Source organism: Sorangium sp. So ce302, from assembly GCF_051530145.1.
Taxonomy (GTDB): Bacteria; Myxococcota_A; Polyangia; order Polyangiales; family Polyangiaceae; genus Sorangium; species Sorangium cellulosum_B.
This window is the reverse complement of the sequence record NZ_CP150326.1, coordinates 3,370,113-3,384,956: the sequence shown is the minus strand read 5'-3', so window position 1 is coordinate 3,384,956 and position 14,844 is coordinate 3,370,113. Positions and strand designations below refer to the sequence as shown.

The following is a 14,844-nucleotide window of genomic DNA, read 5'->3' as shown; positions in this document are numbered from 1 at the left end:
ACCTGATCTCCACGTCGCGCTGCCGCTGCCGTCGAAAGCCATCGTGACGATTACGTCCGACCGGCCGTCGATGGGCTCGAAGAGCGCATGGCGACTCGCTCGGACTCTTCGAATCGTTTCGTCTTACCTTCCCCTCGGCGGCCGCATCGCTCAATCGGTGCAGCACGGCGCCCCGCCGGGGACGTCGCAGATCGCCGGATCGTCGCTGCATGGCAGCCCTCACGCCACGGTGGCGCCGAGGACGACCTCCACCGGCGCTGCATGCTTCGTCGAGCCGTCGTCGTTGCGCGCCTCCGCCGCGAGGATCACGTGGGTCCCCTCCTTGAGCACGGCGGCCGGCTCCCACTGCCTTCCGGGGAGGAACGCAATGAGCCCGAACGCGTGCGGGAACTCCCCGGGGAGGAGCTCGATCATCCCCTCCTGCGGCACGCCCGGCGGAAACAGGTCCCCGGTCGCAGGGTCCTTGAGGCTGTACCGCACGCGGACCCTCGCCCCGCAATCGCTGCAGCCGACGGCGAACCAGAGGTGATATCCCCCCTGGGGCCCGGCCATCACCGGGAGCGTGGCGCCATCCTCGATGCTCTCGAAGCAGGTCTCGCCGGTGCCGATCTCGAACACCGCGGGGTCGTCCGGAGGTGGCACCCGCCGCCACCGCCTTCCCCTGCGGAGCTGCCGCCGCCTTCCCCTGTGGAACCGCCAGCGCCCGATCCTCCCGTGGAGACGGGCGGCGGGAGACATCACCCCGTTTCCCCTTCCCCTCGGGCGCGGCTGTGAGGCGCGTCCGACGGGGCCTGTCGGCTCGTCCGCGCGTTCGGGCTCGGCCGGCTGCCGTCCCGCGTGGGCTCGCGCGGCAACTCCACGATGAACGTGGCGCCCGTGCCGGGCTCGCTCTCGATCCGGATGCCCCCGCCCAGCGCGTCGACGAAGCGCCGCGCGAGCCACAGCCCGAGGCCTAGGCCTCCGAAATGGCGCTCTGACACGCCGCGCTCGAACCGCCTGAAGAGCCGCGCCTGCACCGCGCGGGGGATGCCGGCGCCGCGGTCGCGCACGACGAGCCGCGCCCGGTCGCCGTCGCCCTCGACCCGGACATCGATGGGCTTTCCCTCCCCGAACTTGACGGCGTTCGACAGCAGCTTGTCCACCGCCTGCCGGAGGCACGCGCGGTCCCAGACGCCCACGACCCCCGGCTTCGCGTCGAGGGACAGCGTCGAGCCCGCGTGCTCGAGCGCCACCGCGTGGCTCGCGGCAGCGTCGCGGACCACCTCCGCCAGATCCACCGGCTCCATCTGCATCTCCGGCTGGCCCGCGGAGAGGCGCGCGACGTCGAGGAGATCGTTCGCAAGCCGCTCGAGACGCCCGATCTGGTCCACCGCGCGCTCCAGCTTCCTGACCGCGCGCTCCGGCCCCCCGTCCCGCATCCCGCCGGCGCGCGCGTCTCGGAGCAGGACTTGGACTTCCATCAGGAGCGGCGTGAGCGGCGTCCTCAGCTCGTGCGCGGCGAGCGTGAGGAACGTGTCGCGCGCCCGCACCCCCTCCTCGGCTTGCGCGAGCAGGCGCGTCCGCTCCTCCAGCAGGCGCGCGAGGTCGTCGTAGAGGAACGCGTTCTCCAGCGCGACGGCGGCCTGGGCCGACAGGATCCCGACCACCTCCACGCGCTCGGCCGTGAACGCGCCCGTCGCGAGGTCGTTCTCGAGATACAGCACGCCGCGCAGCGCGCCCCCCGAGAGGACCGGCGCGCACAGCATGGAGCGGGTCTGTCGCGACTCCACGTAGGGATCGTCGCGCGTCGCCGGAGACGTGCGCGCGTCCTCGAGGACCATCGGCGCCTGGGTCCGCGCCACCGTGCGCACGGCGGATAGGCACGCGCGATCGCCGGCGCGCTCGACGGGTATGCCTCCCGTGCGGACGGCGCCGCGGGACGGGTCGCCGGCCGCCTCGAGGACGAGCGCGCCCTCCCGCACGACGAAGAGCGCCCCCCGCTGCGCGCCGGCGTTCTCCATGACGGTGGAGAGGAGGCGCGTCGGGAGCTCGTGGAGCGTCAGGCTGCTCGTGATGACGTGCAACGCCTTGAACAGCGACGCCGCGTCGAGCAGGACGGCCGGCGCCTGCGAGGTCGTGATCAGCGCGCCCATGGGGGCGTGCATCGGCAGGAGGCTCGCGTACCGCTGCTCGAGCTGCGCGACCTTGGCCACGGCGCCCCACCGGGCGTAGAGCCGCCGCGCTCGCTCCAGGTAGGCGCGCGCCAGGAAGGCCTTGCCGGCCGCCAGCCAGAAGCGGCCGGCGAGCTCGCACGCGAACGCGGCGTCGTGCACGTAGCCCTTCGCCTCCGCCCCGGTGACCGCCTCGTCGTAGCGCCTGGCCGTGACCCAGGGATCGTCGCCCAGGAGCCCGGACCGGGCGGCCTCGAGCAACGCGACGTGGTGCCCGACGTTCGCCGCGCCGGATCGCGTCGCCGCACGCACCTCGTCAAGGATGGCCTCCGCGCGCGGGATCAGCGCAGCGCGACCGTCCCCGACCTCGTCTGCGGCCAGCATGAGGCACGAGAGCGCCACCGCGATCTGCATCCGCATATAGTGGATAGGCATCGCGCGCCCGGCCAGAAGCCACGGCTCGGCTCTCTCGAGCTCCTCGAGCACGCCCCGGAAGTCGCCGAAGAGACAGAGTTGCAGGATCCGCACCCAGGCGACCATGAACAAGCCCAGGAACTGGCGGTCCGCCTCCATGACGGGGCGCATCGTCCGCTCGTCAAAGGCCTCGCCCTGGAGCACCGTCGGCTGTCCGTCCTTCCCGAGCAGGTTCCTCGTGGCCTGCTCGAGGGCCGCAGCTTGGCGCGCGGTCGGCTCCTGGTGGAGCGTGTAGCAGGCGCGGACCATCCCTCTAAGCTCGTGCGAGAGCTCGCGGAGCGGCGCGCCGGCCAGGTAGGCGTACACGCAATACCCAAAGCCGCAGTACGCCGCCCACTCGAAATCTCCGTGCGCGATGCCCTCCTGGTACCCCAGGCGCAGCGGCTCGAGCGTGTCGCGGTAGTGCGCCGTGCGCGGGTGGACCAGGCCCTCCACGAGGCTCGTGATCCTGGCCAGGAGCTCGCGGGACCCGAGCCGCGTCACCAGTTGCATGACGAGCCGGCCAAAGCGCGCCGCGCCCTCGATGTCGCCGTGAAGGCCGAGGAGCGCGGCGAAATACGCATACCACAGCGGGGTGGATGGAGCGGTGCCGCGATCGATGGAGAGCCGCACGAGCTGCGTGGCGAGGAACGGGTGGCGCTCCGGCGCGTACTGGAACACCAGGGCCGCGATCTGGCAGGCGATCTCCATGGCGAGCAGGATCCTGGGATCGCGCGTCGGGGGGAGCGCCGCGAGCTCCTCCACCTCCCTGCCCGCAAGCCGCTCGCGGATGGCCGTGATGGCGCGTTGCACGTCCTCGGCCGTGGGCTTCTCGGGGAACGCGAGCCCGAGCCGCCCGAGCGCGCGGAAGCCCAGGCGCAGGGCCTCCGCGCTCCGGTCCTGGGCTTGCGCGCTCCGGATGCGGAGCCTGTCGGCATGGACCTCGTCGAGGACCGACGCCGCGTGGGCGGAGAGCGCGGAGGCGAGCCGCTCGACGCCGTCGAAATCGCCGACAAGGCAGGCCGCGAGCCCCGCTGCCCGGTACAGCGGGACGGCGAGCTCGCGCGCCCGCGCGAAGCCCTGCTCGCCCAGCACCCGGGCGCCGGCGCCGAGCAGGCTCGCGGCCGCCTCGAACGACGCCGCGCCGAGCGCCCGCTGGCCGCCGCGCAGGAACAGCCGGGCCACCTCGATCCGCTCCGCCTCCTCCGCGAGCAGCGCCTGCCCGGCCTTGAGCTGGTCCAGGATCACGAACAGGCGCTCGTCCAGGCGCTCGGCCGGCGTCATCGCGAGGAGCCGCCGTCCGAGATCGAGGTGCACAGCGGGCCGATCCCGCTCCTCGATGAGCGCATAGGCCGCCTCCCGGATCCGATCGTGCGCGAACGCGAACGTCGCGGCCGAGGGGTGGCCGGCGGGCGCCCGGAGGCGGAGCGGGATCAGCATCCCGGCCTCCACCGGCTCCCGCAAATCCGAGAGCGTCTCCTCCGCGGCGGCGCGGCGGAGGGCCGCGAGCGTGTGGACGTCGAACGTATCGCCGAGGCACGCGCCCACACGCAGCGCCTCCCTCGCGGCCGGCGAGAGCTCGCCGAGCCGCGCGCGGAGCAGAGCGGCAGCGTTCTCCGCCATCGGCGCGGCCTCGGCGCGGGCTTCGTCCCACGTGAAGGAGCCGGAGGCCGGGTCGAACGTGATGACGCCGTCGAGGTGCAGCCGCTGCAAGAGCTGGCCGATGACGAACGGGTTGCCCCCCGTCTTCCGCTCCACGATCCGCGCGAGGCTCGCCGCGCGCGGGGCCGGGACCCGCAGCGCGTCGGCGATGAGCTCCACGACGGCGCGCTCGGGGAGCGGCGAGAGCGCGAGCGAGGTGCCCCGCGCGGCACCGTTGTGCATGCGCTCCATCGCTGCGCGCAGGGGGTGCCCCTCGGAGAGGTCGTTGTCGCGGTATGCGAGGATCATGCAACAGAAGCGCAGGTCCGGATCGGCGGCGAGCTCGCAGAGCAGGTCGAGCGTCGCGGCGTCCGCCCACTGGAGGTCGTCGAGGAACAGGACCAGCGGCTGGCTGTCCCGGCACAGCGCGCGCACGAACCCGCGGAGCACCAGCGTCGAGCGGTTGCGCGCCGCCACGGGATCGAGCTCCCGCACAGGCGGTTGCGGCCCGATCAGCAGCGAGAGCTCCGGCACGAGCGCGGCGACCAGGGCGCCGTTCTCGCCCAGCGCGGAGAGGAGCGCCTGCCGCCATGACGCGACGGCGTCGGGCTCGGCACCAAGAAGGTGCCGCACGACGTCCTGCAGGGCCCTGGCGAGGACGTCGTACGGCGTCGCGCGCTGGAGCCTGTCGCATTTGCCCGTGGCGAACATCCCGTGCTTGCCCGTCAGGGAGCGCAGCAGCTCATGGGCCAGCGCCGATTTGCCGATCCCTGGCGGTCCGCCGACGAGCACGAGCTCCGCGCACCCCTCGGCGGAGCGCTCCAGGGCGAGCGTGACGGCCTCGATCTCCTCGTCGCGACCGTACAGCCGGCGGGGGATCGCCAGCCGATCGGGGACGTCGCGCCGGCCGAGCGGGAAGGGCTCGATCCGGCGCGCACGGCGCCATGATTCGACGCACCAGCAGAGGTCCGCCTCGACGCCCCAGGCCGTCTGGTAGCGATCCTGCGGCTCCTTGGCCATCAGGCGGAGCACGATGTCGGACACGACCTCGGGAATACGGGGGTCGACCTCGCGCGGCGGGGCGGCCGCGCGCGCGAGGTGGCAATACACCAGATCAAGCGGGTCGCTCGTCTCAAAAGGCCGGCGGCCCGTGAGCATCTCGTACAGCGTCACGCCCAGCGCATAGAGGTCGGCGCGGGCGTCGAGCGGCCTGTTCATGCGGCCCGTCTGCTCGGGCGCCATGTATGCGAGCGTCCCCTCGATCTGGGACGGCGGCGCGAGCTCGGCTTGCTCCAGCGCCAGCTCGCTCGCGACACCGAAATCGATCAGCTGAACAGCGCCCGTGCGCTCGTTCCACACGACGTTCGAAGGATTGACATCCTTGTGGATGACGTGGGAGCGGTGCACCTTGGACAGCTCGCCCGCGACCCTGGCGCCGATCGCGAGCGCCTCGTCGATCGCGAGTCGCCGCCGGGCGCAGACACTGGCGACGGAGACGCCGCCGATGTCCGGCGTCTCCAGGCACCGTGTGCCGCCGAGGGTGAGGAGCTGAAAGGTGCGCCTCAGGCGGCGGAGCACCGCGGCCTCTCGGTCGGGACCCTCGCTCTCGTCGGTGTGGATCTTGAGAATCACGGAGCGCCCGTCCGGCGGCGCGACGGCCCGGAACACCGCACCCGACCTCGTGAGGGCGATCGCCTCGATCTGCCCATAGCCGGCGGACTTCAAGGCTTTGACGATCTGAGCCGCGACGTCCATGGGCCTCGTGTTGGCCGCCCGCTTCGCGCGCGAGCGGCGGGATGCGCGGTTTGCGCTCGGTGCGAGGGGGATAGCATAGCGACATCTCGGCGCCGGGGCACCGGCCGCGCGCGAGGAGATGCGCGAGCGCGCCGTGCGCCACCGCCTCGCGAGGAGCTGCGCGAGCGGGCCCGTGCGCAACCTTCCGCCCGAGCGTGGCCCGTCGCGGCGCCGCGGGGCAGGTCGCCGATGACGGCGCGCCGACGGCCACGCGCGAGGAACTGCGCGAGCGGGCCCGTGCGCCACTGTCGCGCCCGAGCGCGGCCCGTCGCCTCGCCGTGAGGCAGGCCGCCGCCGAAGACGGTGCGTTGTCGGCCGCGCTGGAGGAGCTGCGCGAGCGGGCCCGTGCGCTACCGTCGCGCCCGAGCGCGGCCCGTCGCGGCGCCGTGAGGCAGGCTGCCGCCGATGATGGCGCGCTGACGGTCGCATGCCAGGAGACGCACGACCGCGGCCTTGCTCCAGCGCACCCAGAGAGGTGTGCATGGGTCTACGGCGAGCCTGACGCGACCGCGCCAAGGGGGCGACGGCGGCTTTGGCGGCCCCGGGCGTGGCGGTGACTCGATCGGAATCGCGTACCTCGACGAGGATCAGCTCACGCAGGAAGGCATGTACGAGCTGGGACCGCCGGGCAAGGGCGGCACTCGCTGGGATTGGTCGGGCGAGATGGTAACGGGGCAGGACGGGATCCAGGTCGAGACGCTCCGTTTCTCTGAATAGGATCGGCGAGCGGGCGCGATAGGCACGCACGGGAGAGGTACGCGGCGAAAGTCCAACGCGACGCCGCTTCATGTGCTCGACCGGCGCGCTTCCCGCCGGGCAGCGCTTCGCCGCAGACGAGCATGCCGATCGCCCGGACGTGGGCTTGGCACCGCGCGCGTCCCGCGCTCCGCCGCCTCCCACGCGGCTCGCATGCTGCTTTCAAGTTTTCCTCCCCCCTCCATCGGCGGTCCCATTCGCTTCAGCGCCTCCAGGCGTGCAGCCTCCAGCCTCGACCGGCGCGGCGCTGTCGCCCGGCGCTTCTCCACGAGCTCACCGAGCACCTGCTCCGCGCGCTCCCACTGCGCCGCCGCCCCCGGCGCGTGCGCGATCCTTCGCACGGCGTTCCAGGGCGCTTCAAGCTGATCACACAGGTTGCCGATCTCGGGGTGCAGCCGTGCGATCGCGCGCAGGTGGCACCGGGTCTGCTTGTTCATCTGGAAACACTCTTCCAGGACGTGGCTCGGCGCGCGGACAACTCCGCACGCGAGCTCGTACCAGCGCCGCGAGCTCATGCGTCTACAAAAGCACCGAACCACAAACGTGCCAGAGCGAAGCCTTCATTTTCCGTTCAACTTTAAAGAGCGTTAAAGCACAGTACCAGAGTCGGCGCCAGGCGAGGGCGACGGCATTGAAGTCTGATGTAGCGTGCGACCAAGAGGACGCCGGTTCTCACGTGGCACCGTGACCTGACTGGCATTCGCTGGGGCCCGATCACGTGACCTCGGTGTGCGGGGTGACCCCCCCGGCGATCCCACGGCCCGGCCGTCGAGCGGGGCCAGCTCGCCTGGCGCCGCGGCCGCGAGCCGCGCTGGCGTCCACCTGGGCGAGCTCCGCCTTGCGCCTGCGCCAGCCTCCCGCCTGGACGAGCTCCGCGGTCCCCTGCGCCGAGTTCGCGCCCCGCGTCAGGCCGCCCCGCGGTCGTGCCGGTCGCGCGCCGCCCTGTGGCACACGTACGCAACAAAACGGAGGTGGGCGGCTCGCCGGAGCCCCTCAGCCGACCGCGCGCAAAATTACCAAATCGACCCCTTCGCGACCCCCCCAAATTGGCCCCTCGGGCGCTCCCTCGAAGCGGTCTAACTGCGCGTCACCAGAGCGGTTTCCACATCTGACGAGATCCCGGTAACTCGCGACGAGATACCGGATCGTCAGAATTACCATTTCGGGCCTCCTCACGGGCCCTCGTTCAGGCTCCGTTCCGAACCCGAAACACACAACAACCGAGGTTTGTATATGGCAGGAGCAGCTACCCTCGCGCTCTGGCGGCCCCCGACGCGCGGTCGTCGGGCCGCGCTGGCGGACGACGCTGCTGCACGGGCGGCATCCTGCGCAGCCCCAGGCGTTCGGCCGTCAGCGTGCGGTGACCGCGACCTGCCCCACGGCGCGCTCCGACGAGCCGCCCGCGCGCGGCACGGCCACGCATGGGCGACGTCGCGTAGCTCCAGCCGCGTGGTCGCCAACACTCCGCCAACGCCGTCGAGCGCCGTCCTGCCCACGGCGCCACGCCGGGCCGGGAGGCGGACAACGCCGGCGCACGGACGGCGTCATCGCCACGCCAGCGGGCCGGCGTCGCGGCGGTCGGCGCGCGCCTCCGTGACGCCGCCCACGCTCCCCGAGCCCGTGACAGGCGCGAGGCCAAGCGCCAGCGGCGGTCCTTCACGTCAGACCGGGCAGACAGGACGATGCCGCGCGCGATCGGCCAGCTTGGCGCCTCCGACTGTCTCCCGAGAAAATGTCTCCCAGGGCGGCTCGCGCGCGGACGTCCACGCGCGCCGATCCGGGCCGCGCATGGCGACGCTGAACGCGGGCGCCACGTTGGGGCCCTGCACCCCGTCGATCGCGTACGAGACCGTGGGGCTGCCGGCCGACGTCGCCGGCTCGCCGAGCTCCCTCGCGTCCGCTCGGCTTCAACTGCGCACGGTAAACACCATCTCTTGTGGGAATGGAATCCAGCGCGACCCCTGGCATGTGCGCGTAGAACCCACACGATGCCGATTCGCCGCGCTCGGCTCGCGCATCGTGATCAGAGGCGCACGCCTGGAGCGGCACGACGTCGGCCGGGCGCCAGCGTCGCCTGCGAGCGCGGCCCGATGGCGGCACCGCGGGCCTTTTGCGTCGACGCCACGATGACGCGGGTTCGTCGGCAGCTAGATCGGGACCTCGTCATCTCTCAGAAGCCCATCAATCTTGCTTAGCAGTTCTCGCTTGACCCGCTGCCGGTTCAGTTCGTCTTCGTAACCGGCCTTGACAGATGATACCTTGGCGACGCCCTTCAGCATCATCAGAGCGTCGATCATTCGCTCCGCCTCGTCGTCATCCAGGTCGCGCCGGAAGTGAACAACCAGGCCCTTGACGCTCATTGCAGTCCCACTCCCCGCGAAGAGATCTCGCCGGCTTCCCGAAGCATAAGGATATTACGCAACTCACCGATGGCCCGTGCGCGTCGCCTGTAAAGCGTCGAGAGGGGCAGCCCTGCATCTTGGGCGATCTGGGCCATCGAAACTCCGCCCAAATCGTGTGCCACGAGAACGAGTCGCAGCACCGGATCGAGCTCATTCACTGCATCCATGGTGCTGGCCCTGACGTTGTCGGACTCCATCACAGCAGCAGCATCCGGCGCTGGATCAAGCACCTCGATCGAACTGACCAATTCCTCCCTGCGCTTTCGCGCACGCTCGTGGTAGTGGGAGGCAACGTGTACGGTGATCGCGTTCAACCAGCGCTCCGGCCTGCCGCGTTTCGGATCGAACCTGGGCCAGCTCTCGCAGGCGTTGAGCCAGACCTGGCCCGCGACGTCGCCACGCTGGCATTGAGGGACCCCCATCCTCTCCAACCAGAGCAACACCGCACGAACCAGCATCGGGCAAAACAAGCGCGCGTACGCCGCAGCGCGCTTTCCTTCATCCGGACAATCCATGACTTTACCCCCCCTTGCGAAGTCGCACCCTATGATGAATGCGAGGCACGGCTGCGCTCACCCATGGCTCCCTACTCCCGGAAGTGTCGTGTTCAGCGGAGAGCGCTCAACGTCCTCCCAATCGGCAATGTTCTCGGAACCCGGCCCGCCTTCGTCACGCTGTAGCGGGAAGCTCGTCAGCGTGGCAGCGCGCTGGGCGGGCTCAGTCCCCGTGGCGGCGCGGACAGGGAGCGGCGACCTAAGGCGCGGCTGCGGCGGCGGCGGGAGCTTCGCGCGCGGGCTCATGGCCGCGAGCTCGGGCGACGGCACCACAGGCGGAGGAACGTCGAGCGCGCGGGGAGGTATCGGCGGCGCCGGCGACGACGCGGGACGCGCCGAGCTCTCGCGCTTGGTGACGGGCTCGCCGACCTGGATCACCACGGTCTCCTCTGCGTCCGTCCGGTAGTCGTCGTGCAGCTGCCACAGGCGCTCCCAGTACCGAGCAGGCGTGCCGGTGAAGGCCTGCAGCTGCCGGGCAAGTCCGGGCGTCATAGGAAGGTCGCTCCTCAGCAACCGCTCCACCTCCCTCGGTTCCAACCCCGTGCTCTCGGCCAGCTTTCTTCTCCACGAAGGCATCGTCGCGCAGAACGACTCGAGCACTCTTCCTGGCCAGGGGACGGGGCGCGCGCGGGCGACTGTCAGCTCCGCGAGCGCCGCGTCGACATGACAGTCCAGAAGGCGCCGGTATCGATCCCGCTCTTCCGCTGCCTTCTCCTTCGCATCGATGAGGGCGGACTCCTCATCCTCGTGCGCGTGCTCGCGCGCCTCGCGAAGCCCGCGCTCGCGTCCCAGCGCTTCGCGCGCGGTGACCGCGAAGCCGATCGCGACGCAGGCTATCATCGCGAGTCCGAGCGGCGAGGCGAGCCACATCGCCCCCAGCATGTCCTCCATGGTAATTCTCCTCCTGGACGTAAGCATTCCTACGCAAGACAGATCTCGGCCCTGTGCTGTCTGGGCTGAAGACACCATCAGCGTCACCGTCAGCTCGCCGTCGATCGACGGCCGACGATTCAGCGAATGTGCCTGAACAGCGCTTCGCGCTCCGCTGCGAGCCGACCGCGCGGAAACTCCCGCGCATGGGCTTCGAGCAGCAGGCGCGCCTCGTGATCGCCCTCTCCGTCGTTGTCCTCAATCGCCCTTCGGGCCTGGCTGATCAGGCGCATCTCGCGTGCGGTGACCGCTGGCCACACGGGGCGCCCCGGGGACGAGATACGAGGTGCTGTCGCCACAGAGGGCGCGGGCGTGCTGCTCGCCACAGCCTCAGCGCGCACGCTGCCTGTCGCCGTCGGCGACGAGCTCTCGGGCGCGGCGGGCGCGGCAGGGGAACGCGCGCTGTCACGTGAGCCTTGCGCCGTGACGTCGTCTGGTGCAGGCGCGCCCCCCGGTGCGCGGAATGCCGCCGGGTGCAGCCACGATTCCGCGCTGGGCAGCGGCGGTACCGCCGAGAGGAGCGCGCCGCTCAACACGACGAACGCACCCTGCACGACGATCCTCACGCCCAGCCGGCGCAACCAGGCCGTCCACGACGCACGGCGGTCCAGCCCGAGCACCAGCGGGACGCAGGCGCTCTCGTCCCTACCGTGCGCGGGTTGCTGGGCCGTCCACCGCTTGAAAGCCGCAACGAGTCGATCCCAAGCCCGGCGGTGCTGCGCCCTCACCGTATCCAACGGGACGTTCAGCTCGGCGGCGATCGTGGAGAGCGGTGTCCCCTCCAGCTCGTGCTTGACCAAGAGATCCCGGTCCTTGGGGCCGACCCGGTCGAGCAAGTCCCGGGCCAGCTCTTCCTGCTGTCGCAAGCGCAGCAGTTCCTCCGGCGTGGGGCATTCGTCTCGGGGATCGCGCTCCTCGAACGACGTCAGCACCTCTCCGCGGCGGCGCTCGTTCCGTCTGTGCTTCCGTGCCTCGTTGAGGGCGATCGTGACGAAGTACCGCGCCGGATCGCCGCTCAGCTCGACCCGCCTCGCCGCTTCCAATCCCCGCAGCAGCGCGTTCTGCGCGACGTCCTCGGCGTCGCGCGCCGGCACGCCGTGGAGCCTGGCCAGGCGCCGGAAGCGGTTGAAGCTGAGGAGATGGGTCGCTGGCTTGCCCACGGTAGGTAGCATCCCTGAGCCGCTCGAAACGGTGCAGGAAAGTGCAAGGAGCGGCCACTTTGGTAGCACCAGGTAGCACTGATACATGCGTTCAGGTGCTCGAGTCTTCGCTACGCTGCCGCGAACAGGCGATCGCATTGCCGCACCCGAACGCAATTTGCCACTGCCAGGGTCACTTTGCATCGATTCGCTCCCGTTGACGCCGCGCGGTTGGCGCGAGTACCGTCCAACCATGCGATGTTCCGCACGTGCTCTGCTCTTCTCTGCGCTACTCGCCGCAACCGGCGCTGCGAGCTCGGCCAGCGCAGAGGACGCCTATCCGGAGTCAGGACCACGTGACGGCGCAACGGTGAAGGACCATGTTCGCCGCGGTCGCAGGGCGCGCAACGCCGGGCAGTGGACCGAGGCATACGCCTCCTACAAGGCCGCCTTCGAGGCAGCAGACCCGGCGTCCAGCACGGAGCGAGAGCGCGCGGAGCTCGCCGGCGAGCTTGGCGTCTGCGAGCTCGCGCTGCGCAGGTACCGCGATGCCGCCGAGCACCTGGCCTTCAGCCTCGAGCAGCGCACGGCGCTGCCGCTCGCGCTTCAGCTGCGATTCGAGAAAGGAGAGCGCGAGGCAACATCGCACGTCGCGACACTCGTGCTCTCGGTCGATCCGCCGGATGCCGAGGTGCTCGTCGACGGCAAGTGGGTAGGCCGGGTCGCGCGGACGTACAAGCTGTTCTTGGAGCCCGGCCAGCGCATCGTGCGGGCCAGCGCCCCGGGCCGCCTGGATGGTTTCCATGAGTTCGGGGCTGTGGCCGCAACGGCGTACAACGTCAGAATGCCGCTGGCGCGGTTGGCGGTGAGCCAAGCTCCGGAGAGCGCGCCGGGTTCACCGAAGGAAACGCCGAAGACCAGGAGCTCTTCACCCGTCGTGCGCGCGCAGGCCTCCAGCCCTTGGACATCCTGGCCAGGCGCCCTGCGCATCACCGGTATCGGGTTGACCTTGGCGACAGGCTCGCTCGGTGCGGTCTTCATGGTTCGTGCGAGGGCCGCCGACGGAGACCTGGACGAGCGGAACGCGAAGCTCGACGCCGTGGGCGTCTCTCAAGGGGTATGTCGGGAAACGCCGAAACCCTCCGCGTGCGCCGAGCTGACGAGTCTCCAACGAGAGCGGGATCTCTTCGCCGGGCTCGGCACGGCGATGGTGGTGACGAGCGGCGTGGTGGGCGCTGCGACTCTGGCTTCGTTCTTCACGGACTTCTCTTCACTGCAGGATGAACCGACCAAAGCTCGGGTCGCGCTGGTGCCGGCGGTCGCGCCGACCCAGGCCGGCCTCGTGGCGTACGGCGCGTGGTGATCAGGGGGGCCAGGACATGTCTCTTCTCGAACCGCGACGAATGCGGCTGCTGTTGGCTGTAGGCACCGTCTCCACGGCCTTCGCGGGCGGCCTCTCCGGGTGCGCCTACGACGATAGCTGCTACGACCGACGCCTCTGCCTCACACCACCGACGGCTCTCTGTGACGGCAACCCCAAAACGGCGCCGGCGCTCGACGAATGCGGGGTGTTCGTCAGCGCGTCGTCGGGTGACGACGGCAACCCCGGCACGAAGGGCGCGCCGGTGAAGTCCCTGCAGCATGCGATCGGGCTCGCCGCGAGCGGACGAGGCCACGGCGAGGCGCCGACCCGGCGCGTGCTTGCGTGCGGCGGCTTGTTCGAGGAGGAGATCTCGCTGCCTTCCGGGGTCGACCTCTGGGGCAGCCGCCTCTGTCATGACGGCGGCGATTGGTCGTATGAATGGTCGGGCATCGGTCCGAATGCGTCGACCGTCATCGCGCCGCCTGCGCGGATCCCGGTGCGGGTCCTTGGGTTCGACGATACGGGCATCGCGGAGGACGACGCGACCTCGGTGATCGTCGGCGTTCGCGCCGTGGCGGCCGACGCCTCGGCGAGCGATGGAAAGTCGTCGATCGCGATGATCTTGAGCTCGGGTGCCCGGGCGATCCTGCGGGACAGCCAGATCATCGCGGGCAATGGCAAGGATGGGGAGCCGGGAAAGGACGCGCACAGCGAACCGGCCAATTACGGCGAGGAGGGGAACGTTGGCGCGTCCGCCTGCACGGAGGATTTCGCAGCGGGTGCCCTGCCAGTCGTGACGGTGTGCGACGACGGCATCGAGTCGACGGGCGGACCTGGAGGCTACGGCGGGCTCGAGTCCGGGGGCGATGGCGCTTCGGGGCAGCCGGTGCCCGCGGCGAATCCAGCAGGCAAGGGCCTTGGAGGCACTGGCGCAGGGAGCGCGCGTTGCAGTGCTGGCGCAGATGGGATGGACGGCCTTGACGGCGGTCGCGCGGCCGGCGCGGTGGGCATAGGCCAGCTCAGCATCGATGGCTGGATCGGCGTCCGGGGTGAGGATGGGAAGAAGGGCGGCGTCGGCCAGGGGGGCGGCGGCGGTGGCGGTAGCAAATCGCGAGGCGAAATGACGGCGTGCCCGGCGGGCCGACCGCAAGCCGGGGCGGCCGGCGGCTCGGGAGGAAGCGGGGGCTGCGGCGGCCAGGGAGGCAAGGGCGGCGGTTATGGCGGGGCGAGCATCGGCATCATGGCGTTGCAGGGGAGCGCGCTGACGCTCGAGCGGACGGAGGTGTTTGCGGGCAACGGCGGCGGCGGTGGGGTTGGCGGGACGGGCCAACCGGGCGGCTTGGGTTGGACTGGCGGCCCAGGTGGCGGAGCTATTGGTGAGATCTGGCCTGCTTGCCGCGGAGGCCGAGGAGGCAATGGCGGTCGCGGAGGTGATGCCGGAGGTGGCCTCGGCGGCCCTTCGTATGGCGTCGCATCCCTGGGCGCCTACGTGGCCTTCGGTCCGGACGCCCCCGCGAACGCCGGAAGAGGTGGGGAGGGTGGCCTGGCCGGCAATGCAGCACCTGATGACGACGTCGGGAAGGGCCAGCAGGGCGACTCAGTGCCTTACCGTCAATTCGATGTTCCCGATCCCCCACCACCCCAGTGAATGTCCGCCCATGC

8 protein-coding genes and 1 pseudogene are annotated in these 14,844 nt (G+C 70.9%); 3 read left to right on the top strand and 6 right to left on the bottom strand.

The window, feature by feature from the left end:
• Nucleotides 1-219 precede the first annotated feature (219 nt).
• Both WME73_RS13250 and WME73_RS13245 read right to left on the bottom strand, forming a co-directional pair.
• Entirely contained in the window at nt 220-642 is a 423-nt protein-coding gene (locus tag WME73_RS13250) for a hypothetical protein (protein WP_437915943.1), read from the bottom strand.
• Nucleotides 643-737: 95 nt separating this feature from the next.
• Nucleotides 738-5,999: an AAA family ATPase gene (locus tag WME73_RS13245; RefSeq protein WP_437745830.1), complete on the bottom strand. Its 5,262-nt coding sequence runs from the start codon at nt 5,997-5,999 to the stop codon at nt 738-740.
• Nucleotides 6,000-6,551: 552 nt separating this feature from the next.
• Here WME73_RS13245 and WME73_RS13240 point away from each other — a divergent pair.
• A pseudogene (locus tag WME73_RS13240) lies at nt 6,552-6,755 on the top strand (hypothetical protein); the annotation flags it as partial.
• A gap of 2,186 nt (nt 6,756-8,941) precedes the next feature.
• Here the strand turns inward: WME73_RS13240 and WME73_RS13235 are convergent.
• The 4 genes from WME73_RS13235 to WME73_RS13220 form a co-directional block, all read right to left on the bottom strand.
• Nucleotides 8,942-9,154, bottom strand: coding sequence for a hypothetical protein (locus WME73_RS13235; RefSeq protein ID WP_437299416.1), 213 nt, complete (start codon nt 9,152-9,154; stop codon nt 8,942-8,944).
• Nucleotides 9,151-9,711, bottom strand: coding sequence for a sigma-70 family RNA polymerase sigma factor (locus WME73_RS13230; protein ID WP_437893327.1), 561 nt, complete (start codon nt 9,709-9,711; stop codon nt 9,151-9,153). The genes WME73_RS13235 and WME73_RS13230 overlap by 4 nt, the downstream gene beginning before the upstream one ends.
• 57 nt (nt 9,712-9,768) lie before the next feature.
• Complete coding sequence (locus tag WME73_RS13225) at nt 9,769-10,641, bottom strand: helix-turn-helix transcriptional regulator (protein WP_437915942.1); 873 nt, start codon at nt 10,639-10,641, stop codon at nt 9,769-9,771.
• A gap of 119 nt (nt 10,642-10,760) precedes the next feature.
• Entirely contained in the window at nt 10,761-11,840 is a 1,080-nt protein-coding gene (locus WME73_RS13220; RefSeq protein WP_437915941.1) for an RNA polymerase sigma factor, read from the bottom strand.
• Nucleotides 11,841-12,036: 196 nt separating this feature from the next.
• Here WME73_RS13220 and WME73_RS13215 point away from each other — a divergent pair, with 196 nt between their 5' ends.
• Entirely contained in the window at nt 12,037-13,182 is a 1,146-nt protein-coding gene (locus WME73_RS13215; RefSeq protein WP_437915940.1) for a hypothetical protein, read from the top strand.
• A 40-nt stretch (nt 13,183-13,222) separates the two neighbouring features.
• A complete protein-coding gene (locus WME73_RS13210; protein ID WP_437915939.1) occupies nt 13,223-14,830 on the top strand; it encodes a hypothetical protein in 1,608 nt (535 codons plus the stop codon).
• Nucleotides 14,831-14,844: the final 14 nt, after the last annotated feature.